Source organism: Fontimonas sp. FW305-C-3 (assembly GCF_058783185.1).
Genome location: NZ_JBYSYK010000002.1, coordinates 584,158 through 609,603, shown reverse-complemented (window position 1 = coordinate 609,603; position 25,446 = coordinate 584,158). Strand labels below are relative to the sequence as shown.

Below are 25,446 nucleotides of genomic sequence, written 5' to 3'. Positions count from 1 at the left end.
GGGGTAGAGGCGGTCGGGGATTTGCCGGGGGGCTTCGCTGATGACAGCAAGAATTGCCGTTGTAGAGGACGAGTCGATCTCGCGGGAGATGCTGCTGGCCTATCTGGCCAGCGTCGGGTTTGAGGCCGACGGCTATGCCGATGCCGCAGCCCTGCGCGCCAATGTTGCAGGACGTCCGCCGCAGCTCATCCTGCTCGACCTCTACATGCCAGGCGAGGACGGACTCTCGGTGCTGCGCTGGTTGCGCGGTTTCTCGCAGGTGCCGGTGATCATGCTGACTTCGGCGGATTCGACCGCCGATCGCGTCATCGGTCTCGAACTCGGCGCCGACGACTACCTGCCCAAGCCTTTCGACACCCGCGAACTGCTCGCGCGCATTCGCACGGTGTTGCGTCGTCATGCGCCGGTTGCATCACCGGTGAGCACGCCGCCGCCCGCACCACCGGGCAGCTGGTTCGGGCGCTGGCGGCTGGATCGCGAGCGTCGTCGGCTGGTCGACGAAGCCGGCATCGAGCTGCCGATCACCGGCCAGGATTACGCGCTGCTGTGCGTATTCGCCGCACATCCGCGCGTCGTGCTGTCGCGCGAGAAGCTGCTGGAATTGTCGGGCACCGATCCGGCCGAGGTGTTCGATCGGGCGATCGACCTGCGCATCACACGCCTGCGCAAGAAGATCGAGCCGGTGCCGGGCGATCCGACCGTGATCCGCACCGTGCGCGGCCACGGTGGTGGTTACGAATACCTGCCGGGCGACGGCCCGAATTACGGGCGCTGAGCGCGGACCAGCTGACATCATGTTTCAGCGCCTGACACCGGATCGAACAACGCTTGATACGGACGCGGCGTAACTTGGGACCCATCGAAGGCACGGAACTGCTCCGGCCCGGAACCTCAAGGAGACACACCATGAAGAACGCTAAGAACCTCGCCGCCGCCCTGATCGCCGTTGCCGCCGCCTTCGCCGTCCCGGCCCAGGCTGCCACCGAAGCCAATGGCCTGTCGCTGAATGGCCTGTCTCTGAACGGCTTTTCGCTCAATGGCATCTCCATCAACGGCATCTCCATCAATGGCATCTCCATCAACGGCATCTCGCTGAACGGCCTGGGCTACAACGGCTTGGGTTTCAACGGTCTGGGTTTCAACGGTCTCGGCTACAACGGCTATGCCTGGAACGGCACGGCTTGGAACGGCATCGGCTTCAACGGTGCCGAGATGACCGGCGCCAAGGCCGGCCAGATCGTCGCGGTGTCGCTGCCGACCGACACGCTGCGCCGCTGCGAAGTCGCGGCCTGGTAAGCGGCACCGATGAGCGCGAAGCCTTCGTCGATTGCCCGCAACCCCCGACACCGGTTTCCGGTGCCGGGGGTTGTGCTGTTCCTCGCGCTGCTGGCAATGGCCGGCTGCAAGGAGGCGGCGCAACCGCCGCCGGCAGCGGCACCCGCGCCGGCCCTGAGCGTCGACGGCTCGGCCTTCGTGCTGAAGACCGATGATGGCCGCGAGCTGCGCGGCACCGAACTGCAGGGCGCGACGCTGTACCTCGCCGCCGGCGGCGAGGCGGTGATTCCGGTGCGCCTCGACCGCATTGCGCCCGATCCGCAGTCGCCCGACCTGCTGCGGCATGATTTCCGCGCACAGAACCCGGCCGGCGCATGGGTGCCGCTGTGCACGCCGAACGTTGCCGGCGAGACCTGGGGATTCCCGGTTGCGCTGCCGGAAGGGCATCCCGGCCGCGAACATGCGATCACGCTGACCTGCGTGTCCGGCGCGGTCGGCAAATGTGCGCGCTTCGGCTACAAGCCCTGGGCCCGCGGGCCGGGTGGCGAGGATCTGTTGCCCTATCACGCCGCCTGCGTGCACATGGTGCGTGCTGACTATGCGGGTGACGGTCAGGCCGCAACCCGCGACGGCACCGCGATCGACATCGAGGATCGTCTCGGCATCCAGCGCTCGGAGACCGGCGCCGACCCGGCGTTCGCGTTCGAGGCCGGCTGGGGTCCGCACGGCGCGGTCTGCGTTGCGCGCACGCGCTGGCCGGAGCTGCTCGGCATGGACACGCTGCGCGAGCGGTATCCGGATCGCTTCGCGGGGAATTGCGATGAAACGGCGGCGCGAACGGCAGGGGGGCTGCTGTTCAATCGCTCGCAGCGGCACTAGAGTCTGCGCTGGGGCGCGGCGGGGAGGCATGCGCGTGGGTGTGGGGGATAGCCGTTTGATCAGAATGCTGGGCGCACTGCTCGTCCTGGCGGCGTTCGCCGTGCAGGCGCAACCGCCGCAGTGGACGACCGAAGAGCAAGCCTGGATACAGGCGCATCCGGTGATCCGCGTGGCCAGCGATCCGGTCTGGGCGCCGGTGGATTTTCTCGAAGGCAACCAGCATGTCGGCATGACGGCCGACTACCTGCGCCTGATCGAGGAGCGCGCCGGTCTGCGCTTCGAATGGCGCTCGCTGCCCTGGCCGCAGGTGCTCGATGCGGCGCGCCAGCGCGAGATCGATCTGGTGCCGACTGCCGGCAAGACCGCCGAGCGCCAGGAATTTCTCGACTACACCGAACCGCCGTACCTGTCGTTCCGCTCGGTCATCGTCGTGCGCGACGACCAGCCGTTCATTTCCGGCCCCGACGATCTCGCGGCGCTGCGGATCGCGATGGTGCCGGGCTATGCCGAGACGGCCGACTTCACCGCGCGCTATCCGCAGCACGCAACGCTGCCGGCGGCATCGCTCGACGAAGCCCTGACCGCCGTCGCGACCGGGCAGGCCGATGCGACGGTGGGCAACCTCGCGGTCGTCAACTGGGCAATCCAGAGCAAGGCACTGACCAACCTGCGTATCGCCGCGCTGTACAGCCGCGAGGAGCGCTCGGTGCATCTGGCCGTGCGCAAGGACTGGCCAGAGCTGACGGCGATCCTCAACAAGGCGCTGGACAGCATCAGCGACGATGAGCGCGAGGCGATCAAGGACCGCTGGTACCGTGTCGACGCGCAGGGACTCGATCCCGACGAGGTCTGGCGCTATGTGCTGATTGCCATCGTCAGCGTCGCGATCGGTGCCGGCCTGCTGCTGCTGTGGCTGAGCCGGCTGCGGCGCGAGATTGCCAGCCGCAAGCTCGCGGAAGCCAAGCTCGCCGCGGCCGAGAAGCTGGTTCGCGAAGTCACCGATCGCATCAATGGCGTGGTCTTCCAGCTGCGCCGCGGGCGTCACGGCGGCTTGCAGTTCCTGTTCGTCAGCGCCGGTGTCACCAGCCTGTACGGGCTTGAGCGCGATGCCGCGTTGGCGAACTTCGACAACTTCGTCGCGCAACTGGTCGAAGAAGACCGCGAGCTCGTGCGCGCCACCGTCGAAGAATCCGCCAGGACGCTCTCGCCTTACGAGATCGAATACCGCATCCGCAGTGTCGATGGCACGGCGCGCTGGATGCGCGGCTCGGCGACTCCGGAGCGACGCGAGGACGGCAGCATCGTCTGGAACGGTTTCACGATCGAGATCACCGCGCAGAAGGACAGCGCGCAGCGCCTGCAGGAGGCCGAGGCACGCTTGCGCGACATCACCGAATCGCTGCCCGGCATGGTCTACGAGATGCGCTACGGTCCCGAGCCGCGCTCGAGCTACGCGTACATCACCGACGGCGTGCAGGCGCTGTACGGCATCTCGCGCGAGCAGGCGCTGAGCAATGCCGAAGCGCTGAGCGCGGTGATTCCCAACGAAGACCGCATGCGCCTGCTGCAGGAATTCGTCCGCGCGCCCGAGAAGGACATGGCGCCGGTGACGACCGATTTCCGCGTACGCCGGCCGGATGGCAGCGAACGCTGGCTGCGCACCAACGCAACCCGCCGGCGCCTCGGCCCGAATGCCTTCCAGTGGATCGGTCACACGATGGACGTGACCGAGCGCAAGCAGATCGATCAGGAGCTGGCGCGCGCGCAGCGGGTTGCCGAGAGCGCCAACCGCGCGAAGAGCGAATTCCTCGCCAACATGAGCCATGAGATCCGCACGCCGATGAACGCGATCATCGGCCTGTCGCACCTGGCGCTGCGCACCGAACTCAGCGACCGCCAGCGCGACTATCTCGGCAAGATCCACGGCTCGGCGCAGTCGCTGCTCGGCATCATCAACGACATTCTCGACTTCTCGAAGATCGAGGCCGGCAAGCTGCATCTCGAACAGACGCATTTCGATCTCTACGATGTGCTCGACAATCTGTCGGGCCTGGTCGCGATCCGTGCTCAGGAAAAGGGCCTGGAGCTGCTGATCGATGTGGCGCCCGACGTGCCGCCGGCGCTGGTCGGCGATCCGCTGCGGCTCGGTCAGGTGTTGCTCAACCTGTGCAGCAATGCAGTGAAGTTCACCGAAAGCGGGCAGGTGCTGCTGCGCGTGCGCCGTCTCGGCGGCGACGACGACAGCTGCCGGTTGACGTTTGCAGTCAGCGACACCGGCATCGGCTTGCAGCCGGAGCAGATCTCGCGGCTGTTCGAATCCTTTGCGCAGGCCGATGCCTCGACGACGCGTCGTTACGGCGGCACCGGCCTGGGGCTGTCGATCTGCAAGCGGCTCGTTGCCCTGATGGGCGGCGACATCAGCGTCGAAAGCACGCCGGGTGTCGGCAGCCGTTTCGCGTTCGACGCACGCTTTGCACTGTCTGCGGCGCGCCAGCACGGTTTCGCGCGACGCGCGGAGAAGCTGGCGCATCTGCCGGTGCTTGTTGTCGACGACAACCTCGCGGCGCGCGACATCCTGCGCAGCTATCTCGAAAGCTTTGGCTTCGAGGCAAGGGCTGTCGCCTCCGCGGCTGAGGCGCTGGAGGTCTACGAAGAGGCCGCCAAGGCAGGCCGCCGGTATCGTCTGGCGCTGATCGACTGGCAGATGCCCGACGTCAACGGACTCGACTGTGCGCGCCGTCTGCGCGAGATCGACAGTCGCGGCGAGACCTCCATCGTCATGGTTTCCGCCTACGGCCGCGAGGAGCTGACCCGCCAGGTCGACGAGCTTGAGCTGGCTGGGCTGCTGCTCAAGCCGGTGAATCCTTCATTGCTGCTCGACACGGTGCTGCAGGTGTTCGGCGTCGAGGCGATCGAGCATGATCGTCACGGCGCCGGTGCCGCGGCACGGGTCGAACTGGCTGGCCGCCGCGTACTGCTGGTCGAGGACAACGAGATCAACCAGCAGGTCGCGCGCGAGCTGCTCGAATCGGCGGGGCTCAGCGTCAGCCTTGCCGGCAATGGCGTCGAGGCGCTGCGTGCGCTCGACGAGGCCAGCTTCGACCTGGTGCTGATGGACATCCAGATGCCGGAGATGGACGGCCTGGAAGCGACCCGGCGCATTCGTGCCGACGCGCGTTTTGCCAGCTTGCCGGTCATCGCGATGACGGCCAATGCGATGAGCGGCGACCGCGAGCGCTGCCTTGAGGTCGGCATGAACGACCACGTCAGCAAGCCGGTCGACGTCGATGCGCTGTTCACCGCGATCCTGCGCGCGCTGGGCGGCGAATCGCAGATCGCCGAGCGGCCGGTCGCGCCTGCCGAAACCAAAGCTGGCGGCGTTGACGTGCAGTGGCCGCAGATCGACGGCATCGATTTTGCCGCCGGTTGCCGCCGCACCGGCGGCAACGCCGAACTGTACCGGCGCCTGCTGCAGCGCTTCGTCACCGATCACGCCGGCGCCGGCGCCGGCCTGCGCGTTGCTGCGGGCAAGGACGATCGCCAGGCGGTGCGCGAGCAGGCCCACGCGCTGCGCGGCGTCGCCGGTAATCTTGGTGCCCGCGCACTGGCGCAGACGGTGGAGACGCTTGAGCGTTCGGTGCAGGCGCAGCAGGCACCCGAAGCGCTGGTCGACAGCGTCTGCAACGAACTCGATCGCCTGCTGCTGGCGATCGGCCAGCTGCAGCGCTCGGTCGAGGCGGCACCGGCCGAGGACGTGATCACGACTGAGCTGGAGCTGCGCGCCTGGTTGAAGGAACTCGATCGCCTGCTCGGCAGCGACGATACCGAAGCCCTGGAATTCGCCGAACGCATCGGCCGGGTGCTGCTGGCGCGTAGCGAGGGCGCTGTACTCGCGCCGACGCTGAAGCGCGTGGCGAGCTACGACTTCGCCGGTGCGCGCGAGCTGCTCACCGCTGCGCTCGGCAAGCTGGGCTGGGCAAACTGAACCATCGAAGTCCCGACGCAATCAACGAAACGAGAGCTGGAATCAGGCTATGGCAACTGCAACAGAGACAAAGGAAACAGCCGGCGCGCCGCCGCGTGCCAGCCTGCTGCTGGTCGACGATACGCCGTCGAATCTCGAGGTGCTGCGCGGCATCCTCGGCGAGCAGTACCAGATGAAGGCAGCGCTCAGCGGCGAGCGTGCACTGTCGATTGCCGAAGGGCCGGCGCCGCCGGACCTGATCCTGCTCGACGTGATGATGCCGGAGATGAACGGCTACGAAGTCTGCCGGCGCCTGAAGGCGAATCCGCGCACCCGGCGCATTCCGGTGATCTTCGTCACCGCGATGGGCGAGGTCGAAGACGAGGCACATGGTTTCGCGGTCGGCGGTGTCGACTACATCACCAAGCCGGTCAGCCCGCCGATCGTGCTTGCGCGCGTCCGCACCCAGCTGGCGCTGTACGACCAGGAGCGCCATCTGGCGGCGCTGGTCTCGCAACGCACGCGCGAGGTCGAGGAAACCCGCCTGCAGATCATTCGCCGCCTCGGCCGCGCCGCCGAGTATCGCGACGACGAGACCGGCACGCATGTCATCCGCATGAGCCAGTTTTCCAAGCTCATCGCGCTCGATCTGGGTTGGGGCGAACGTCAGGCCGATCTGCTGCTCAATGCGGCGCCGATGCATGACGTCGGCAAGATCGGCATTCCCGACCGCATCCTGCAGAAGTCGGGTCCGCTCGATGAGGACGAGTGGAAGATCATGCGCCAGCATTCGGTGATCGGTGCTTCGATCATCGGCAAGCATGACAACGAATTGCTCGAGACCGCCCGCATCATTGCCCTGACGCACCATGAGAAATGGGACGGCAGCGGGTATCCGCGGGGACTCAAGGGTGAGCAGATTCCGATCGTCGGCCGCATCGTCGCGCTGTGCGACGTCTTCGACGCCTTGACCTCGCAACGGCCGTACAAGCCGGCCTGGACCAACGAAAAAGCCGTCGCCTACATCCGCGAGCAGTCAGGCAAGCACTTCGATCCGTACATCGTCGAGTCCTTCCTGCGCGTGCTGCCGCAGATCGTCGAAGTACAGGACACCACGCTCGAGATCGTCAGCGGGCCGTAGTCGGCAAGATCGGATGAGGGGCCGCGAGACCCCTCATCCGGCGCTGGCCTACAGCTGCTCGACCTTGACCAGCTGCGCCTTCAGCGCGGCGATGTCCTGTTCCTGCTTCGCCGCCATGTCGCGTGCCTGCTGCTGGACGTTTTCCGGTGCCTTCGCGAAGTTCGGATTGTCGATGCGCACGCGGGTCTTGGCGTAGTCGCCTTCGATCTTGGCGATCTGCTTGGTCAGACGATCCAGCTCAGCCTGCTTGTCGATCAGGCCGGCCATCGGCACCAGCAGCTTCATCGCGCCGAGCAGCGCGGCGGCGGACTGCGGCGCAGCTTCGCCGTCTTCAAGGATGCGCAGGGATTCGATGCGCGCGAGGAACTCGATGCTCGCCTGCATGCGCGACACGCGTTCGCGATCGCTGCTTGATGCGTTCTGCAGCAGCAGCGGCAAGGGCTTGCCCGGCGAGATGTCCATCTCGCCGCGAATCTGCCGCACGCCGAGGATGAAATCCTTGAGCCACTGGATGTCGGCTTCCGCCGCCTCGTCGATCTTCTCGGGCACCGCGATCGGGTAGGGCTGCAGCATGATGCTCTGTGTCGCACAGCCGGGCTTGGCCGACAGCGGCGCGATGCGCTGCCAGACTTCCTCGGTGATGAACGGCATCAGCGGATGCAGCAACTTCAGTGCGGTATCGAGGACGCGCACCAGCGTGCGACGCGTACCGCGCTGGGCAGCTTCGCTGCCGTTCTGCAGGGCCGGCTTCGACAGTTCCAGATACCAGTCGCAGTACTCGTTCCAGATGAACTGGTACATCGCCTGTGCGAGCAGATCGAAACGATAGGTGCGGAACAGTTCGGCGGCCTCGGCCTCGAGCTTCTGCAGGCGCGAGATGATCCAGCGATCGGCCACCGACAGCTCGACGGCCTCGTCGCCTTGGCCGCAGTCCTTGTCCTCGCACTGCATCAGGACGAAGCGCGCGGCGTTCCAGATCTTGTTGCAGAAGTTGCGATAGCCGGCGGCGCGGCTGGCGTCGAAGCGGATGTCGCGACCGGTCGAGGCGAGCGCAAGGAAAGTGAAGCGCAGCGCGTCGACGCCGACCGCCTCGATGCCGTTCGGGAACTGGCGCTTGGTGGCAGCTTCGATCTTCGCCGCGAGCTGCGGCTGCATCAGGCCGGTCGTACGCTTCTCGAGCAGGTCTTCGAGCGTAATGCCGTCGACCAGATCGAGCGGGTCGAGGACATTGCCCTTCGACTTCGACATCTTGTTGCCTTCGGAGTCGCGCACCAGGCCGGTGATGTACACCTCACGGAACGGCACATCGTCCATGAAGTGCAGGCCCATCATCGCCATGCGGGCGACCCAGAAGAAGATGATGTCGAAGCCGGTGACGAGCACCGAGCTCGGATACCAGCGCGCGAGGTCTGCGGTTTTATCCGGCCAGCCCAGCGTCGAGAACGGCCACAGCGCCGACGAGAACCAGGTGTCGAAGGTATCGTCGTCGCGTGTCAGCGGGGTGCCGGCCGGCAGCTTGTCGGCGTACTTGGCGCGCACCTCGTCTTCCGTGCGTCCGACGTAGTGGTTGCCGGCCTCGTCGTACCAGGCCGGAATGCGGTGGCCCCACCACAGATTGCGCGAGATGCACCAGTCCTGGATGTTGCCCAGCCACTGGTTGTAGGTGTTGATCCAGCCTTCCGGCACGAAGCGCATGCGGCCGTCCTGTGCGGCGGCGAGCGCCTTGGCGGCGAGCTGTTTCATGTCGACGAACCACTGATCGGTCAGGTACGGCTCGATCGCGACGCCGGTGCGATCGCCGCGCGGCACCATCAGCGTGTGATCGGCGATCTTGTCGACCAGGCCGAGCGCCTGCAGGGCGGCGACGACCCGCGTGCGCGCGTCGAAGCGATCGAGACCGCGGTAGGCGGCCGGCGCTTCGTCGTTGATGTGCGCGGTCGGCGTGAAGACATTGATGATCGGCAGGTTGTGGCGCTGGCCGACCGCATAGTCGTTGAAGTCGTGCGCCGGCGTGATCTTGACGACGCCGGTGCCGAACTCGCGGTCGACGTAGGTATCGCCGACGACCGGAATCTCGCGATCGCACAGCGGCAGCTTGACGCGCTTGCCGATCAGGTGACGATAGCGCTCGTCTTCCGGATGCACGGCGACGGCGGTATCGCCGAGCATCGTCTCCGGGCGCGTCGTCGCGACGATCAGGTATTTGCTGCCGTGGGCGAGGGCGCCGTCGACCAGCGGATAGCGGAAGTGCCACAGCTTGCCGGCTTCTTCCTTGCTCTCGACTTCCAGATCGGAGATCGCGGTCAGCAGCACCGGATCCCAATTGACCAGGCGCTTGCCGCGATAGATCAGGCCGTCTTCATAGAGCTTGACGAATTCTTCGCTGACCGCGGCCGACAGGCCTTCGTCCATCGTGAAGCGCTCGCGCGTCCAGTCCACCGAGCTGCCCATGCGGCGCATCTGGTGCGTGATCGTGCCGCCCGAATATTCCTTCCACTCCCAGACCTTTTCGAGAAAGGCTTCGCGGCCCAGGTCGGTGCGCTTGATGCCCTGCGCGGCAAGCTGGCGCTCGACGACCATCTGCGTCGCGATGCCGGCGTGATCGGTCCCCGGCAGCCACAGCGTGTCGTCGCCGAGCATGCGGTGGTAGCGGGTCAGTGCGTCCATCACGGCGTGCTGGAACGCGTGGCCCATGTGCAGCGTGCCGGTGACGTTCGGCGGCGGAATCATGATGCTGTACGGCGCCATCGCGGCGCGGTCGCCGCCGCGCAGCTGCGCAACCGTTTCGGGCGTGTAATAGCCGCCCTTCTCCCAGGTCTCACACCAGCGGGATTCGATGCTCTTCGGGTCGTAGGTCTTGTCCATCGTTCGGGTTTGCTTCAGCTAGATTTTTTGCAGCGGCATGGCTGCCGCCGGTGTCGGGTTGACGGATGTCGCGCTGGCGTTGCGCCTATTTTGCGCGCTGACTCCAGCCGCCCGTGTCGTTCTGTTCGTAGGTATTCAACTCGTAGCCGCGATCGCGGTAGAACTTGAAGCGTTCGCGCGAACTCTTGCGTTGATCGGCCGTGCCGCCGACGATCTCCAGCACGCGATCGAAGCGGCTGAAGAAATCCGGAATGTCGGCATCGAGATTGATCAGCACGCCGTGATGGCTGTCCGGCGGCTCCTGCGCGCCAATCAGTACTGGCGGCAGCGGCGCTTCAAGACCCTGGCCGACGTAACGCTCGTGCGCGATGAAGCTGTTCTGGCGAAAGCTCCACAGCGCGCCATCGAAGTCGCTGGCGCGCGCGCCGTCGCCGGTGCGCACGTAGATCATCATGCCGGCGGCCACCGCTTTGTCGCACAGCTTGCAGGCCGCCATGATGCTGCCGCCATCGGCAGCCGCCGCGCCTTCCGGCAGGATGTAGAAATCGATGCGCGTCATCTGACAGGCCCTGGCGCGCTTACTCGTCGGTGCGCTTGGCGGCGAGATTGAGCAGGTACTGGACCAGCAGCGGTACCGGGCGGCCGCTGGACTTGCGGCCGGTCCAGGCGGTGCCGGCGATGTCGAGATGCGCCCATTTCATGCGCTTGGTGAAGCGGTGCAGGAAGGTGGCGCCGATGATCGCGCCGGCTTCACCCGCGCCGCGCGTCGCGATGTTGGCGATGTCGGCGAACTCGCTGCCGATGTTCTCGTCGTACTCCGGCCATAACGGCAGTTCCCAGGCCTTGTCGCCGATCTGCTCGCCGGCGGTCAGCAGCGCGCGGCTGAGCGCCGGCGTATTGCTGAACAGGCCGCTGGCGACGCTGCCGAGCGCGACGACGCAGGCGCCGGTCAGCGTCGCGAGATCGATGCACAGCGCCGGGTCGTAGGTCTTCTCGGCGTAGGTCAGCGCGTCGCAGAGAATCAGGCGGCCTTCGGCATCGGTGTTGAGGACTTCGATCGTGATGCCGGCCATGCTGGTGACGATGTCGCCGGGCTTCACCGCCTGGCCGTCTGGCAGGTTTTCCGACGCCGGCACGATGCCGACGACATTGAGCGGCAGCTTGAGTTCGGCAATCGCCGACATGGTGCCGAACACGGCGGCACCGCCGCACATGTCGAACTTCATCTCGTCCATCTTCGCGGAAGGCTTGATCGAGATGCCGCCGGCGTCGAAGGTCAGCCCCTTGCCGACGAGCACGACGGGCTTTTCGCCCTTCGGCCCCTTCAGATGCTCGATGACGATCAGCTTCGCCGGCTGGCGCGAACCCTTGGCGACCGACAGCAGCGCGCCCATGCCGAGCGCTTCCATGTCGGCTTCTTCGAGAATCTTGGTCTTGAGCGCCGACTTCGCGCCACCCATGGCCTTGGCCTTTTCGGCCAGATAGCTCGGCGTGCAGATGTTGCCGGGCAGATTGCCCAGATCCTTGGCGATGCCGACGCCGTGACTGATCGCCAGTGCTTCGGCGAGACCGCGTTCGCCTTCCGGCAGGTCCGAGCGGCGCGGCACATCGAAAGTGTAGCGCTCGAGCTTGTAGCTCGGCAGATCGGCGCGCGCCTGTTCGCCGCGGCATTCGTCGAAGCGGTAGTACGTGTCTTCGGTCGCGAGAATCGCCTGCGCGATGTTCCAGTGGTAATCGCGGCCCTTGACGCTGAGATGGGTCAGGTAGGACGCGGCATCGATCGCGCCGGTGGCGCGCAATGCGCGCGACGACGCGGCGATCGCCTTGCGGAAGGCCGCTTCGCCGAACGAGCGCTCCTTGCCCAGGCCGACCAGCATGACGCGGTCGGCAAAGGTGCCGGGCACGTTGTGCAGCACCAGCGTCGTGCCGAGCTTGCCGTCCATGTCGCCGCGGCGCATGACGCTGCCGATCGCGCCGTCGCTGACGGTGTCGACCGTCGCGGCGGCTTCTGACGGTGTGCGGCGATCGAAGATGCCGACGACGATGCAGGCGACGCGTTGCTTTTCCGGATTGCCGCTTTTGACGAAATATTCCATAACAGTCTCTTTCCAGATGGTTCCCGCCGATGGCACGGAAACTTCAATTGTGCGGGTGCCCGGCGCGGCGATGGCCGCGGCGCACGCCAAGGGATTCGGCGCGCGGCGGGTGCTGCGGGCGGTCTGGCATTCTAACAGTATGCGGCCGGCCATTCGGCCTCCCGCGTAGGGGCGGGCGGGCGTGAAAATTGCCGGTGGCGGAACTGCCCGGCGCCGCCGCGGCGGCGCTAAAGGCATAATCCTCCCCATGTCCGGTTTCCAAAGCCTATGAAGCAGACCATTCTCGACCGCTACCTGTTGCGCGAAGCGGCGGTGTCCTGGGTGGCTGTGACCTTCGTCCTGCTGGCGATCATGCTGTCGACGCGCTTTGCGCGATTCCTCGCCCAGGCCGCCGCCGGCGAGTTGCCGAAGGAGCTGTTGTTCCAGATCGCGGCGCTGTCGAGCCTGCAATATCTGGTGATCCTGGTGCCGGTGTCGATGATGCTGGCGATCATGCTGTCGCTCGGCCGCCTGTACCGCGACAGCGAAATCGCCGCGATGATGGGCTGCGGCGTCGGCCTTGGCGCCCTGTACCGGCCCTTCGTCGTCCTCGGCGTCGCGCTGGCGGTATTCACCGCGGCGCTGTCGTTCCAGCTCGGCCCCTGGGCCGGCCGCACGGTCGATTACCTGGTCAAGAACGCGGCGCGGGTGATCCAGTTCAACCCCTTCGAGGAAGGTCGCTTCAATTCGGTGATGGGCGGCCGCGCGGTGTTCTACACCGGCAGCATGAGCACCGACGGCAGCCGCCTCGAAGACGTCATTGCGCAGGTCGAGGAGGATGCCGGCATCAGTTTCGTCACCGCCCAGCGCGGCGAGCAGAACAGCGATCCGGTCAGCGGCGAGCGCACGATCAGCCTGCACAACGGCGTGCGTTATCGCGGCAAGCCGGGCGATGCGAACTACGATGTCATGCACTTCGATGCGCTGACGACGCGGGTATCGCCGCCGGAATTCATGTATGTCAGTTCCAAGCGCAAGCTCAAGCCCACGGCGGCATTGATGGCGTCGGACGATCTCGGCGATCGTGCGGAGCTCGCCTGGCGCACCTCGGCGCCGTTCTCGGTGCTGATCCTGACCTTGCTCGCGGTGCCTCTTGCGCATATCGCGCCGCGCAAGGGCCGCTACGGCAAGGTCGTCGTCGGTATCGGCGCGTACCTGCTGTACTCGCAGCTGCTCGGTCTGGGCCAGGCCTGGATCGCCAAGGGCAAGATCGCGCCCGAGATCGGCCTCTGGTGGGTCCATGCGCTGATGTTGCTGTGGGCGGCCTGGCTGATCGGTCGCCGGCTGAATGTCTGGCAGCGCCTGCGCGCGCCGCAGGCGGTGGCGGCATGAATCTGATCACCCGCTATCTGGTGCGCGTCATTCTCGGCTTCACCGCCGTCGCCGGCATTGCGCTCGTGGCGATCTATACCTTCATCAGCTTCGTTTCCGAAATCGATGAGGTGGGCCAGGGCGGCTTCGGCATGCTGCAGCTGATGCTGTACACGCTGATGATGGTGCCGGCGGGTCTGTACACCCTGATGCCGATCATCGCGCTGCTTGGCACGCTGATGGGGCTCGGCGCGCTTGCTGCGCAGAACGAGATCAACGCGATGCGCGCGTCCGGTGTGACGCTGCTGCGGCTGGGCGGCGCGACGCTAGTTGCCGGCGCCCTGCTGGGTTTGCTCGCCCTGTTTCTCGGCGACTGGCTGGCGCCCAAGGGGACCTTGGCGGCTCGCGCGTTCAAGACGGAGTCGCGTTATTCCGCGGTCGGCGGCGTCACCGCCAAGCCGGTGTGGCTGCGCAACGGGCCGAACATCCTGCACATCCGCGCGCTGCGGTCCGAGGCTGAAATTGCCGACGTCGACGTCTACACGCTCGCTGCGGACCTGAGCGTCGAGCAGGCGATGCACATCAGCACTGCCCGTTACAGCGGCGGCCGCTGGGCGCTGGAGGGCGTGGCGATCAGCCATTTCGAGGCGGACGGCATCCGTTCCGAGCGCATCGAGAAAATGGACTGGCAGGGCACGCTGTCGCCCGAGGTGCTGCGCCTCTTCGTGCTCGAGGCGAACAGCCTGTCGACCCCGGGTCTGCTGCGCCTGATCGACTACATGGACGACAACGGCCTCGACGCCCGCGCCTACCGGCTATCGCTGTGGCGCAAGCTGATCGCACCGCTGACCGTGATGGTGATGATGCTGTTCGCGGTGCCCTTTATTCTCGGCTCGCAGCGCAGCGGCGGCGCCGGCCAGCGCCTGCTGATCGGCATCCTCGTCGGTCTGGTGTTCTATGTCGTCAATGAGGTCGGCGCCAGCATGGGCCAGCTGTACGCCTGGCCGCCGGCGCTGGCGGCCGCGGCGCCGACGGCACTTCTGGCGGCGATCGCGGTCACAAGGCTCAGGCGCGCACGCTAGTTGTCGGGGATGTCCCTACATCCATGCCGCATCCATGCGGTCGCGACGGACGTATATTGAGCGTTCAGGCATGCGGTATCACAGGCGCAAACAGACGCCGGGAGGTCAGGATGAAAACCATGAGCTACAAGCACCGATACAAGGTTTGCGCCATTGCCGGCGTGGCGTTGCTGCTGGCGGCATGCGCGACGACGACGCCGTATCAGGCTCGCGAGGGCAAGCGCGGCTACGGTTACAGCGAGCAGATGCTCGAATCCAACCGTTACCGAGTGAACTACACGGGCAACAGCTCGACGCCGCGCGAGACAGTCGAGAACTATCTGCTGTTCCGCTCGGCCGAACTGACGCTGCGGCATGGCTACAACTACTTCAAGGTTGCCCAGCAGGACACCGACCGCAACACCGAATACCGCCACAGCTTCAGCGGCGGCTATGGCGGTCTGTACGGCGGCTTCTATCGCTGGGGGCCGGTGTTCGATGTCGGCGCGACGACCAGCACCGCCGAGACGCAGTACGAAGCGCAGGCGATGATCCTGATGTTCAAGGGCGCCAAGCCGGCGGACGACGCCGGTGCCTACGATGCGCTCGAGGTCCAGCAGAACCTGCAGGCGCTGATCGTCAGGCCACAGCCGAAATGACGTCCCGCGCCGGCTGCGCTATTTCGGCGCAGCCGGCAGCAGGATCATCCGCGTGCGGCTGAAATAGTCCTGCGGCACGCGGCGCTGCGGATCGCGCCAGCGCAGCAGCAGCGCGATGGCACCAGCAACGCCGCAGGCGATGCCGGTGATCCCGGCGTAGGGATGCTCGGCCAGATGCGGCAGCTGCGCCATCGCCGGTGTCAGCACGATGCCCCAGCACAGCATGGTCAGCGCATAGCGCAGGCTGGCGTCGAGCCAGCGCAGTGGCGCGCCATCCGTTGTCGTGACCTGCAGGCGCCAGACACGCATGCCCAGCGTCTGGCCGCCATGGGTCCAGAACCAGCCGAAGAATGCGGCCCCGATCAGGAACAGATACGCGCGCAGCGCGGCCCAGTCGCGGGCGGCGCCGAACTGGTCGCGGATGACGATGTCGATCAGCAGCGCCGTCATCCAGATGCCGAGCAGCAGCAGGCCGTCGTAGATCGCCGCGATCACGCGGCGCAGCAGTGGAGCGGGAAGCATCAAGCCTCGGTTCCGAGCCGTCGGCAGGTGTCCTGATATTCCTGAATCAAGCGCGCACAAAGTTCGGCAGCCGGCGGAATATCCTTGATCTGCGTCGTGCCCTGGCCGGCGGACCAGACATCCTTCCAGGCCTTGGCGCTGCTGAGCTCCTCACCGAGATCAATCTCGGTCTTCGGCTTCAGGTTCTCCGGGTCCAGGCCGGCGGCGACGATCGACGGCCGCAAGAAATTGGCCGGGATGCCGCTGATCGCCGCCGTGTACTGGATGTCCGCGGCGGTGGAGCTCAACAACATGTCCTTGTAGCGTTCCGGCGCGTTGCCTTCCTGCGTCGCGATGAAGCGGGTGCCGATGTAGCCGAAGTCCGCGCCCAGCGCACGGGCGGCGGCGATCTCGCGACCGGTCGAGATGCAACCGGACAGCGCGATGTAGCCGGCGAACACGTTGCGGATTTCCGCGACGAGCGCGAAAGGATTGATCGTGCCCGCATGACCGCCGGCGCCGGCGGCGACCGGAATCAGGCCGTCGACACCGGCCTTGGCGGCCTTCTCGGCATGACGCTGACTGACGATGTCGTGGAACACCAGGCCGCCGTAGCTGTGCACCGCGTCGACGACTTCAGTGACCGCGCCGAGCGAAGTGATGACCAGCGGTACCTTGTGCTTGACGACCTGCTCGAGGTCCGCGTTGAGACGCGGGTTGGTCTTGTGCACGATCAGGTTGACGCCGAAAGGAGCATCTTTCGGCGTCAATTGGCCCTGCAGTTCTTCCAGCCATTCGACGAAGCCCGCGGTCGTGCGCTGGTTCAGCGCCGGGAAGGTGCCGACGATGCCGCTGCGACAGCAGGCGCTGACCAGCGCCGGATTGGATACCAGGAACATCGGTGCCGCGATTGCCGGAATGCGAACGCGGCCGCGCCAGCTGTCGGGGAGTCTCATTGGCTTTTCTTCGTCGGGGGTTGCGGTGCGGACGCCTGGCCTTACTTCGGCGCCATGCGAATCGCGCCGTCGAGGCGGATCGTCTCGCCGTTGAGCATCGTGTTCTCGACGATGGACTGCGCCATGTGGGCGAACTCGGCCGGCTGGCCGAGACGCGGCGGGAACGGCACCTGCTGACCGAGCGAATCCTGTGCTTCCTTCGGCAGGCTCTCCATCATCGGCGTCAGGAACAGGCCCGGCGCGATGGTCATGACGCGGATGCCGGTGCGCGCGAATTCACGCGCCAGCGGCAGGGTCATGCCGACGACGCCCGCCTTGGAGGCGGCGTAGGCCGGCTGGCCGATCTGGCCATCGAAAGCGGCGACCGAAGCGGTGTTGACGATCACGCCGCGCTCGCCGCCGGCCAGTGGCGCCTGCGCCTGCATCGCGGCGGCGGCGATGCGGATCATGTTGAAGCTGCCGACCAGGTTGATCTTGATGATCTTCTCGAAGGTTTCCAGCGGCAGCGGGCCGTCCTTGCCGACTGCCTTGGCCGGCACGCCAACGCCGGCGCAGTTGATCAGGCCGGTGATCTTGCCGAAGGTTTCGGTCGTGGTGGCGACTGCCGCGCGCGCATCGGCGTCCTGGCTGACATCGCAGCGGACGAAGCGCACGTTGGCGCCGAGTTCCTTGGCCAGGGCTTCGCCGCGCTGGACGTTCATGTCCGCGATGACGACCTTGGCGCCAGCGCCGACAAACCGCCGGACCGTTGCTTCGCCGAGGCCCGATGCACCGCCGGTCACGATCGCGACCAGATCTTTCATTTCCACGAATCGACTCCTAAAGCTGTTCCGGAGGGGCGGCCGGGGCCGCGATGACAGGGCAGGGATTATAGGGAGGTCCTGCGGTTGGCACGAGGGTAATGGCAGTTGTTTCTATCCGCGCTGGAAACTGTAGATAATGAGTTCCCCAAGGGTTTTGACCGGTATTCATCGTTACCGCCGCCGCTCTTCCCGAATTGACCCTCACCGCAATCAGGATTGCCATCCATGCAACGCAAGGCGTTTGAGCCAGAGATGGACTTGTTCCGCGATGCCGCGCGCAAGTTCTTTCAGCAGGAAATCCGTCCGCATCGCGAGCGCTGGCGCGAAGCCGGCATCATCGATCGCGAGGCCTATAAGAAGGCGGGCGATGCCGGCTTGCTGTGCATCTGGGCCGACGAGTCCTATGGCGGCCTCGGTCTCAAGGATTTCCGCTACGAGCAGATCCTGATCGAGGAGAACGCCTTCCACGGCGACAGCGGCTACTTCATCACGCTGCACAACCGTCTCGTCGCGCCGTACATCCAGCACTTCGGCACGGATGAGCAGAAGGCACGCCTGCTGCCGGGCTTCATCAGCGGCGAGAAGATTCTCGCGATCGCAATGACCGAGCCGGATGCCGGTTCCGACCTGGCCGGCATGAAGGCGCGCGCCGAAGACAAGGGCGATCACTGGCTGCTCAATGGCGCCAAGACCTACATCTCCAACGGCATCAATGCGGATGTCGTCATCGTCGCGGCGAAGACCCATCCGGACAATCCGCACGGCGTGACGCTGTTCATCGTCGAGCGCGGCATGGAAGGTTTCGAACGCGGCAAGCTGCTCAAGAAAATGGGCATGAAGTCGCAGGACACCGCCGAGCTGTTCTTCCGCGACGTGAAGGTGCCGAAGACCAACGTGCTTGGTCAGGTCCATGGCGGTTTCATCCACCTGATGAAGGGCCTCGCCGAGGAGCGCCTGATCGGCGCCAGCGGCAACATTGCCGGCGCGCGCCGGGCGATGGAAGTGACGAAGGAATTCGTCCGCAATCGCAAGGTGTTCGGCAAGCCACTGTCGAAGATGCAGAACACGCGCTTCGTGCTGGCGGCGCTCGATACCGAGATCGAGATGGCGCAGTGCTTCGTCGATCGCTGCGTCGAGGTCCACAACGAACGCAAGCTCAGCGCCGAAGACGCCGCGCGCGCCAAACTCTTCACCAGCGAGGTGGCCGGACGCATGGTCGATGCCGGCGTGCAGCTGCACGGCGGTGCCGGCTACATGGAAGAGTACGAGATCTGCCGCATGTACGAGGACGAGCGCATCCATCGCATCCTCGCCGGCACCTCGGAGATCATGAAGGAAATCATCGCGCGTTCGATCCTCGACTGACTCAGATCACCATGACCGACTCCACCGTGCTGTACAGCGTCGACCGCCGCGTCGCCGTCATCCGCCTCAACCGCCCGAAGGCGCTCAATGCCTTTGTGCCCGAACTGCTCGATGCGCTGGCCGCCGCGCTCGACCGTGCCGCCGCCGATGACGGCGTGCGCGCGATCCTGCTGACCGGCGAAGGGCGCGCGTTCTCGTCCGGCGCCGACCTGGTCGCCAACATGACCAACCCGCCGCTGGGCGACGACGGCAAGCTCGATCTCGGCCTTGCGCTGGAGACCAGCTACAACCCGATCATCACCAAGATGCGCGCGCTGCCCAAGCCGATCGTCGCTGCCGTCAACGGCCTGGCGGCCGGTGCGGCGGCGAACGTCGCGCTGCTCGCCGACCTGACCATCGCCGGCCGCTCGGCGTACTTCCTGCAGGCCTTCGTCAACATCGCGCTGATTCCGGATGCCGGCGGCACCTGGATCCTGCCGCGCCTCGCCGGCCCGCAGCGGGCGATGGGCATGTCGCTGCTCGGCGAGCGTCTGCCGGCCGAGAAGGCGCTGCAGTGGGGGCTGATCTGGGACGTCGTCGACGACGAGGCGCTGATGGAGACCGCGATGAATCTGGCGGTGCGGCTCGCCGACGGTCCGACGCTGGCGATCGCGCGGATCAAGCAGAGTATCCACGCCGCCGCGCAGAACGATCTGGAGACGCAGCTCAAGGTCGAGCGCGAACTGCAGCGCGAGGCCGGGCGCGCACAGGATTTCATGGAAGGCGTGCAGGCCTTTTTGCAGAAGCGCAAAGCCAACTTCCAGGGGAAGTAATCGTGACCGCAGCCCAAAACACCTTGCTGGCCGGCGTCCGCGTGCTCGACCTTTCGCGCCTGCTGCCGGGGCCGTTCTGCACGCTGTACCTTGCGCAGCTCGGCGCCGAGGTCATCAAGATCGAGGAGCCCAACGGCGGCGACTATGCGCGCGGCATGCCGGAGATGTTTGCGCAGGTCAATCGGGGCAAGCAATCGATCACGCTCGACCTGCGCGTCGATGACGACCGCGAGCAGTTTTTCAAGCTGGTCGACACGGCGGACGTCGTCATCGAATCGTTCCGTCCCGGCGTCATGGACAAGCTTGGCTGTGGCTACGAGACCTTGCGTGCGCGCAACCCGCGTCTGGTGTTCGCTGCGCTGACCGGCTACGGCCAGACCGGGCCGTACAGCGACTGGGCCGGTCACGACATGAACTATCTGGCACTGTCCGGGGTGCTCGATCAGATCGGCATCGCCGGCGGTGCGCCGGCGCAGTCGAACCTGCAGATCGCCGATCTTGCCGGCGGCGCGCTGACCTGCGCGCTGGGCATCGTTGCCGCGGTGTTCGGCGCCCGTCAGTCCGGGCAGGGCACGATGGTCGACGTGTCGATGATGGATGGTGCGATGGCGATGATGCCGATTGCACTGTCGAGCCTGCGCGAAGGCAAGAGCGTTCCGGCGCGCGGCACGGCGATGCTGACCGGTGCGCTGCCAAACTACAGCGTCTATCGCTGCCGCGACGGTAAGTATCTCGCTGTCGGTGCGCTGGAGCCCAAGTTCTTCATGCGTCTGCTGTCGGTGATCGGCGACGAACTGCCCAAGCCGCTGCGCGCGCTGATCGCGCGCAAGCCGGGCAAGAAGTCCGCGGGCGCGGGCGCTGGCGGCAAGCCCAAGGCCGCGAGCAAGGATCAGTTCGGCGAGCTGGAAAAGCTGTTCGGCAACGAACGCCGCGCCAGGCGCATCATGGCGGTCGCACGGTTCGCGCTGTCCGGCTTGTTCCTGACCCGCACGCGCGATCAATGGACCGCGCTGCTTGCGCATCGCGACGCCTGCGTGACGCCGGTGCTGTCACTGGCCGAAGCCTTGGACAACGAGCACGTCCGCGCGCGCGGCATGATCGAGGACGACAACGGCAAACCGGCATTCGCGCTGCCGATCCGCTTCGATCACGCGCTTGCGCCGCTGTCTGCGGCGCCGGAGTTGGGTGCGGACAGCGAAGCGGTGCTGAAACCTGCGAAGCGAGCAAGGGCGGGGCGTTGATTCAAGGTTTGTGGCGGCGTATCGAGAGACCGCCACTTACCCGCACCGGATCAGCCGTACATAGCGCGGATCGATCGCTGCGACCGGATTGATGCCGAACATCTCGACGAAGGCGCGGTTCATGTGCGCCATGTCGTGGAAGCCGGCTTCCTGCGCGATGTCGGTCAGCAGCCGCCCTTCCTGCCACAGCCGCACGGCGTGCCAGACCGCCTGCCAGCGCGCGAACTGGCTGATCGAGTAGCCGGTCTGCACGCGGAACAGCTCGCGCAGGCGCGACGGCGACAGATGAACCTGGGCGCCCAGCTGTTCGAGGCTGAAGTCGCAGAGCGGCAGATCCTGCAGCAGTTCAATCACCTTGACGATGCGTGCGTCCAGCTGGCGCGGCACCGGCTCATGCCCGGTTGCGGCATGGACGACGCGGTCGACGAGCGGCTTCACGCGGCCGGCGTCCAGCTCGCCGGCCAGCGCCGCGCGAAGTTCGGGCAGCATCGGTTCGAAGCGGCTGAAATCGAGTTCGATCAGGTTGGCATCGCCCAGAACCTGGGTCAGGCCCGCATGTTCGGGCGCCTCGACCGGCAGGTAGAACACCGCAATGTCGCTGTCGACGGCGACGACACGCCGGCGGCCGGATTTGGGGCCGAGCAGCGAGGCCCGCGTGCGCAGCGTGCCCTCGTCGGTCTCGATCGTGTAAGGCTCGGCGCAGGCGATCCGCAGCGTGGCGCCGAGCGGACTCGACGGGCGCTCGACGATCAGCGTCGGCGCCAATGTCAGCAGCCCGCTGGGCCAGGTATAGATCGTCATGCCCTGCGGCGCGGGATGCGTTGCCGGCGGGCTTGCGGTAGGTGGGTTCAGCGCCATGGGCCCAATTTAACATCTGGGCCGGCCGCGCCAGCGCAAGGTCAGTCGCTAGGTACAAGCAGCGCCGTCGCTACGTGCAAGCGCGGCAGGCTTGCCGGCGCGCAGGATAACGGCCATCGTAAACATGAAAGAGGAGAGAGCCATGTTGAGCCTCAAGCAGTATCTGATCGAATACGGCAAGACCCACCGCAATCCGACCAATCAGATCATTCATTTCATCTGCGTGCCGGCGATCTTCGCGAGCACGCTGGCGCTGGGCTGGTTGCTGAATTTGCAGCTGCTCGGCGTCGAGGCCCCCTGGGCACGCTGGGTTAATGCGGCGACCGTCGGGGGCGCGCTGATCCTGATGTTCTTCTACTCGCGCCTCGGCTGGCGCGCGTCCGGGCTGATGATCGTCTGGTTCGCGATCTCGGTCGCGCTGATTCTCGCCGTGGAGGCTTCGCCGCTGCCGCTGTGGGCGGTCGCCGCGGCGGTCTGGATCGCCGCCTGGCTGGTGCAGCTGGTCGGACACAATATCGAGGGTGCGAAGCCGAGCTTCATCGATGACCTGGTGTTCCTGCTGATCGGTCCGCTGTTCGTTATGGAAGAGTTCGGCGTGCCCTTGCTCGCGGACGCCGGCGCCAGCCAACACGCCTGATCCTGCTGTCGCGGATTATTCACGCTCAATTCAGATTGCTGCCGTAGTCTTTGTCGGGCACGGTAATTGCCAACCGCGCCGCCCGGGAGTTTGGCCCGCGGCGCGTATTCACAGAACAGATACAGGGAAGGAACCATGAAGAACATGAAACTTGTTTTGATCGCTGCAACGGTTGCCGGTCTTTCGTCGTACAACGCGCTGGCTGCTGAAGCCGGTGCCGATGCCAAGGTCGCGGTTGAAGTCGACGCCAACGCCAGCGCGGATACCGGCATCGTCGATGCCACGGTCGACGCGGCCAAGGCAGCGGGCGGCAAGGCGAAGGCCGTCGGCGGCGCGGCGCTGGACAAGACCGTCGAGCTTGGCGGCAAGGCCAAGGACGCCACGGTCAACGGCGCGGTCAAGGCCAAGGATGTCTCGGTCGACGCCGGCGTCGCAGTCAAGGACAAGGCCGTCGAACTCGGCGGCAAGGCCAAGGACGCAACCGTCAAGGCGGCAGTGGCCACCAAGGACAAGAGCGTCGAGCTCGGCGGCAAGGCAAAGGACGCCACCGTCAAGGCGGCGGTCGCCACCAAGGAAGCGGCGGTCAAGGGCGGCGGTGTGGTTGCCGACAAGACCAAGAGCGGCGTCAGTGCGGTCGGCGGCCTGCTGTCCGGTACGGTCGGTGCGGTGACTGGCACGGAAGCGGCCGTCAAGGTGAACGCCGATGCCGGTGTCGACGCCAAGGCGGGTGCTGAAGCCGATGTGGAAGCACACGGTGAAGCCCACCACGCCCACTAAACGGCGAGCAAGGCGGTTCAGAACAAGCCCCGTGCGGCGACGCACGGGGTTTTTTGTTGCCCGAAACTTTTGTCGCGCGGCTTGTCGAAATCCCCGTGGCCGGTTCGACTATGGGCAAATGACCGGCAATTCCGGGTGACCGCCGCCGGCGGGCGCAGTAGATTTTGCCGGTACCTCATCAATCTCAGGAGCACGCCATGAAGTATCTGTGTCTGGTCTACAGCGACGAAGCCCGCCTGGAAGGCTGGGACGATCGCGAATGCATGGCCTGCGGGACGTCGATGCAGACCAGCGGCCATCTGGTCTCGGCCGAGGCACTGCAGCCGGTGCATACCGCGACGACGCTGCGCGTGCGCGAAGGCAAGGTGACGATCACCGACGGTCCGTTCGCCGAAACCAAGGAACAGCTCGCCGGTTTCTATCTGGTCGATGCCGACAATCTCGACGAGGCGCTGAAGCTCGCCGCGACGATCCCGCCGGCGCGCGTCGGCAGCATCGAAGTCCGCCCGATCCGCACCCTGAAGGCCTGATCATGCGCTACATCTGCCTCGCCTATGAAGAAGAGAGCAAGCTCGATGCCCTGACGCGCGAGCAGTGGGCCGCGCTGCGGCAGGAGACGCTCAACTACGTCGATGAGTTGCAGCGCAGCGGTCAGCACCTCGCGTCGGCGCCGCTGGAATCGGTGCGCACCGCGACGACGGTGCGCGTTCGCAACGGCCGCCTGGCGACCACCGACGGTCCGTTTGCGGAAACCAAGGAAACCCTCGGTGGCTTTTTCATGATCGAGGCGCGCGATCTCAACGAGGCGATCCAGATTGCCGCGCGCTGGCCGTCGGCACGCTTCGGCAGCATTGAAGTCCGGCCGCTCGGCGACAGCCTGCGGGAAGAGTCGCGCTACTGATGCGCCGGCTGTCGAAATCCGCAGCGGCCGGTCGACTACTCAGGACAACACTGCAAATCCGGAGAGAGCGATGCGATTCATGATGTTGATGATTCCCAAGGGTTACGAGTCGGCACCGGCGGGAACGATGCCGGACGCCAGCGCCGTCGAGGCGATGATGCGTTACAACACCGAACTGAAAGAGGCCGGCGTGCTGATTGCCCTCGACGGCCTGCATCCGCCGGCGGCGGGTGCGCGCGTCAGCTTTGCCGGCGGCAAGCCGGTGGTCACCGACGGTCCGTTTGCCGAAGCCAAGGAAGTGCTCGGCGGCTACTGGATGATCCGCGTCAACTCGCGCGAAGAGGCGATCGAGTGGGCCAAGCGCTGCCCGGGTTCTGCCAACGAGATCATCGAAGTGCGCCAGGTGCAGGAGTTCGAGGAGTTCCCGAGCGACCTGCAGGCCGCCGTCAAGGATTTCAACGATCTGATGTCATAAGCGGAGTTCAGCATGTCCAAGAAAATTTTCGTCAATCTGCCGGTCGCCGATCTCGACAAGTCGATGACCTTCTTCAAGGCGCTCGGCTACACCTTCAATCCGCAGTTCACCGACGAAACGGCAGCCTGCATGGTCATCAGCGAGGACATCTACGCGATGCTGCTGACGCATGCGAAGTTCAAGGGCTTCATCCCCAATGCGATTGCCGATGCACGCAAGACGACCGAAGTGCTGATCGCGCTGAACTTCGACAGCCGTGCCGAGGTCGAGGCGGTCGTTCGCAAGGCGGTCGCCGCCGGTGGCAACACTTACAGTGAGCCGCAGGATCACGGCTTCATGTTCCAGCACGGCTTTCAGGACCCGGACGGTCATATCTGGGAAGTGTTCTGGATGGATCCAGCAGCCACCGGCGGCTGATCCGCTTTTCAACCACGCAGGAGAACAGCTGATGGCTTACATCGATGGATTCATCGTTCCGGTGCCGAAGAAGAGCGTCGCCGCGTATCGCAAGCTGGCGCGCAAGAGCGGCAAGATCTGGATCGAGCACGGCGCGCTGTTCTTCCAGGAGTGTCTGGAAGACGACGTCAAACCCGGCAAGTGGACCTCGTTCCCGCAGGCGGTGAAGCTCAAGTCCGACGAGGTCGTATTGTTCTCGTGGATCGTCTACAAGTCGCGCAAGGACCGCGATCGCGTCAACAAGAAGGTCATGGCCGATCCTCGCCTGGCCGGCATGGCAACCGGCGCGATGCCCTTCGACGGCAAGCGCATGATCTTCGGCGGCTTCAAGCCCATCGTCACGCTCGGCGGCTGAGTTAAGCTGCGGTCCTGGC

25 protein-coding genes are annotated in these 25,446 nt (G+C 65.8%); 18 read left to right on the top strand and 7 right to left on the bottom strand.

Annotation, left to right across the window (positions count from 1 at the left end; all coding sequences use genetic code 11):
* Positions 1-40: 40 nt before the first annotated feature.
* The 5 genes from AC3WUF_RS09005 (at position 41) to AC3WUF_RS08985 (ending at position 7,259) form a co-directional block, all read left to right on the top strand.
* Entirely contained in the window at positions 41-775 is a 735-nt protein-coding gene (locus AC3WUF_RS09005; RefSeq protein ID WP_492424643.1) for a response regulator, read from the top strand.
* A gap of 131 nt (positions 776-906) precedes the next feature.
* The gene (locus tag AC3WUF_RS09000) at positions 907-1,296 is read left to right on the top strand and encodes a hypothetical protein (protein WP_492424641.1); all 390 of its coding nucleotides are present in this window, start codon (positions 907-909) and stop codon (positions 1,294-1,296) included.
* Between the two features lie 9 nt (positions 1,297-1,305).
* Positions 1,306-2,154 (top strand): ADYC domain-containing protein, encoded by an 849-nt coding sequence (locus AC3WUF_RS08995; protein ID WP_492424639.1) that lies wholly within the window; start codon positions 1,306-1,308, stop codon positions 2,152-2,154.
* A gap of 64 nt (positions 2,155-2,218) precedes the next feature.
* On the top strand, positions 2,219-6,139 hold the full coding sequence (locus tag AC3WUF_RS08990; RefSeq protein WP_492425600.1) for a response regulator: 3,921 nt from the start codon (positions 2,219-2,221) through the stop codon (positions 6,137-6,139).
* A gap of 49 nt (positions 6,140-6,188) precedes the next feature.
* Positions 6,189-7,259 carry an HD-GYP domain-containing protein gene (locus AC3WUF_RS08985; RefSeq protein WP_492424637.1) on the top strand — a complete coding sequence of 357 codons (1,071 nt, stop codon included), beginning with the start codon at positions 6,189-6,191 and terminating at the stop codon, positions 7,257-7,259.
* Positions 7,260-7,307: 48 nt separating this feature from the next.
* On the opposite strand, the gene AC3WUF_RS08980 is transcribed toward AC3WUF_RS08985, so the two are convergent.
* The 3 genes from AC3WUF_RS08980 to AC3WUF_RS08970 form a co-directional block, all read right to left on the bottom strand.
* Complete coding sequence (locus tag AC3WUF_RS08980; RefSeq protein WP_492424635.1) at positions 7,308-10,124, bottom strand: valine--tRNA ligase; 2,817 nt, start codon at positions 10,122-10,124, stop codon at positions 7,308-7,310.
* Between the two features lie 85 nt (positions 10,125-10,209).
* Complete coding sequence (locus tag AC3WUF_RS08975; protein WP_492424633.1) at positions 10,210-10,683, bottom strand: DNA polymerase III subunit chi; 474 nt, start codon at positions 10,681-10,683, stop codon at positions 10,210-10,212.
* 19 nt (positions 10,684-10,702) lie between these two features.
* Positions 10,703-12,220 carry a leucyl aminopeptidase gene (locus AC3WUF_RS08970; protein WP_492424631.1) on the bottom strand — a complete coding sequence of 506 codons (1,518 nt, stop codon included), beginning with the start codon at positions 12,218-12,220 and terminating at the stop codon, positions 10,703-10,705.
* A gap of 267 nt (positions 12,221-12,487) precedes the next feature.
* Between AC3WUF_RS08970 and lptF the strand changes: the two genes are divergently transcribed.
* The 3 genes from lptF (at position 12,488) to AC3WUF_RS08955 (ending at position 15,290) form a co-directional block, all read left to right on the top strand.
* A complete protein-coding gene (gene lptF, locus AC3WUF_RS08965) occupies positions 12,488-13,591 on the top strand; it encodes an LPS export ABC transporter permease LptF (protein ID WP_492424629.1) in 1,104 nt (367 codons plus the stop codon).
* Entirely contained in the window at positions 13,588-14,652 is a 1,065-nt protein-coding gene (lptG, locus tag AC3WUF_RS08960; protein ID WP_492424627.1) for an LPS export ABC transporter permease LptG, read from the top strand. Before lptF ends, lptG begins: the two co-directional genes overlap by 4 nt.
* A gap of 119 nt (positions 14,653-14,771) precedes the next feature.
* Positions 14,772-15,290, top strand: a complete 519-nt coding sequence (locus tag AC3WUF_RS08955; RefSeq protein WP_492424625.1) for a CC0125/CC1285 family lipoprotein — start codon at positions 14,772-14,774, stop codon at positions 15,288-15,290.
* A gap of 18 nt (positions 15,291-15,308) precedes the next feature.
* On the opposite strand, the gene AC3WUF_RS08950 is transcribed toward AC3WUF_RS08955, so the two are convergent.
* The 3 genes from AC3WUF_RS08950 to AC3WUF_RS08940 are packed head-to-tail and all read right to left on the bottom strand — an operon-like array spanning position 15,309 to position 17,556.
* Entirely contained in the window at positions 15,309-15,812 is a 504-nt protein-coding gene (locus AC3WUF_RS08950) for an RDD family protein (RefSeq protein ID WP_492424623.1), read from the bottom strand.
* The gene (locus tag AC3WUF_RS08945) at positions 15,812-16,747 is read right to left on the bottom strand and encodes an NAD(P)H-dependent flavin oxidoreductase (RefSeq protein WP_492424621.1); all 936 of its coding nucleotides are present in this window, start codon (positions 16,745-16,747) and stop codon (positions 15,812-15,814) included. Before AC3WUF_RS08945 ends, AC3WUF_RS08950 begins: the two co-directional genes overlap by 1 nt.
* 41 nt (positions 16,748-16,788) lie before the next feature.
* On the bottom strand, positions 16,789-17,556 hold the full coding sequence (locus tag AC3WUF_RS08940; protein WP_492424619.1) for a 3-hydroxyacyl-CoA dehydrogenase: 768 nt from the start codon (positions 17,554-17,556) through the stop codon (positions 16,789-16,791).
* Positions 17,557-17,775: 219 nt separating this feature from the next.
* Here AC3WUF_RS08940 and AC3WUF_RS08935 point away from each other — a divergent pair, with 219 nt between their 5' ends.
* The 3 genes from AC3WUF_RS08935 to AC3WUF_RS08925 are packed head-to-tail and all read left to right on the top strand — an operon-like array spanning position 17,776 to position 20,968.
* The gene (locus tag AC3WUF_RS08935; RefSeq protein ID WP_492424617.1) at positions 17,776-18,915 is read left to right on the top strand and encodes an acyl-CoA dehydrogenase family protein; all 1,140 of its coding nucleotides are present in this window, start codon (positions 17,776-17,778) and stop codon (positions 18,913-18,915) included.
* 11 nt (positions 18,916-18,926) lie between these two features.
* Positions 18,927-19,727: an enoyl-CoA hydratase-related protein gene (locus AC3WUF_RS08930; protein ID WP_492424615.1), complete on the top strand. Its 801-nt coding sequence runs from the start codon at positions 18,927-18,929 to the stop codon at positions 19,725-19,727.
* A gap of 2 nt (positions 19,728-19,729) precedes the next feature.
* Positions 19,730-20,968, top strand: coding sequence for a CaiB/BaiF CoA transferase family protein (locus AC3WUF_RS08925; RefSeq protein WP_492424613.1), 1,239 nt, complete (start codon positions 19,730-19,732; stop codon positions 20,966-20,968).
* 36 nt (positions 20,969-21,004) lie between these two features.
* Here AC3WUF_RS08925 and AC3WUF_RS08920 read toward each other — a convergent pair whose 3' ends face one another.
* Complete coding sequence (locus AC3WUF_RS08920; RefSeq protein ID WP_492424611.1) at positions 21,005-21,826, bottom strand: helix-turn-helix domain-containing protein; 822 nt, start codon at positions 21,824-21,826, stop codon at positions 21,005-21,007.
* Between the two features lie 142 nt (positions 21,827-21,968).
* Here AC3WUF_RS08920 and AC3WUF_RS08915 point away from each other — a divergent pair, with 142 nt between their 5' ends.
* The 7 genes from AC3WUF_RS08915 to AC3WUF_RS08885 all read left to right on the top strand — a co-directional run bounded on the left by AC3WUF_RS08915 (position 21,969) and on the right by AC3WUF_RS08885 (position 25,427).
* A complete protein-coding gene (locus AC3WUF_RS08915; RefSeq protein ID WP_492424609.1) occupies positions 21,969-22,463 on the top strand; it encodes an Mpo1 family 2-hydroxy fatty acid dioxygenase in 495 nt (164 codons plus the stop codon).
* 144 nt (positions 22,464-22,607) lie between these two features.
* The gene (locus tag AC3WUF_RS08910) at positions 22,608-23,240 is read left to right on the top strand and encodes a Synuclein family protein (protein WP_492424607.1); all 633 of its coding nucleotides are present in this window, start codon (positions 22,608-22,610) and stop codon (positions 23,238-23,240) included.
* Positions 23,241-23,437: 197 nt separating this feature from the next.
* Positions 23,438-23,770, top strand: a complete 333-nt coding sequence (locus AC3WUF_RS08905; RefSeq protein ID WP_492424605.1) for a YciI family protein — start codon at positions 23,438-23,440, stop codon at positions 23,768-23,770.
* A gap of 2 nt (positions 23,771-23,772) precedes the next feature.
* Complete coding sequence (locus AC3WUF_RS08900) at positions 23,773-24,141, top strand: YciI family protein (protein ID WP_492424603.1); 369 nt, start codon at positions 23,773-23,775, stop codon at positions 24,139-24,141.
* A gap of 70 nt (positions 24,142-24,211) precedes the next feature.
* The gene (locus tag AC3WUF_RS08895; RefSeq protein ID WP_492424601.1) at positions 24,212-24,616 is read left to right on the top strand and encodes a YciI family protein; all 405 of its coding nucleotides are present in this window, start codon (positions 24,212-24,214) and stop codon (positions 24,614-24,616) included.
* 12 nt (positions 24,617-24,628) lie between these two features.
* Positions 24,629-25,033, top strand: coding sequence for a VOC family protein (locus tag AC3WUF_RS08890; protein WP_492424599.1), 405 nt, complete (start codon positions 24,629-24,631; stop codon positions 25,031-25,033).
* A gap of 31 nt (positions 25,034-25,064) precedes the next feature.
* Positions 25,065-25,427, top strand: coding sequence for a DUF1428 domain-containing protein (locus AC3WUF_RS08885; protein WP_492424597.1), 363 nt, complete (start codon positions 25,065-25,067; stop codon positions 25,425-25,427).
* The last annotated feature ends 19 nt before the right edge of the window (positions 25,428-25,446 follow it).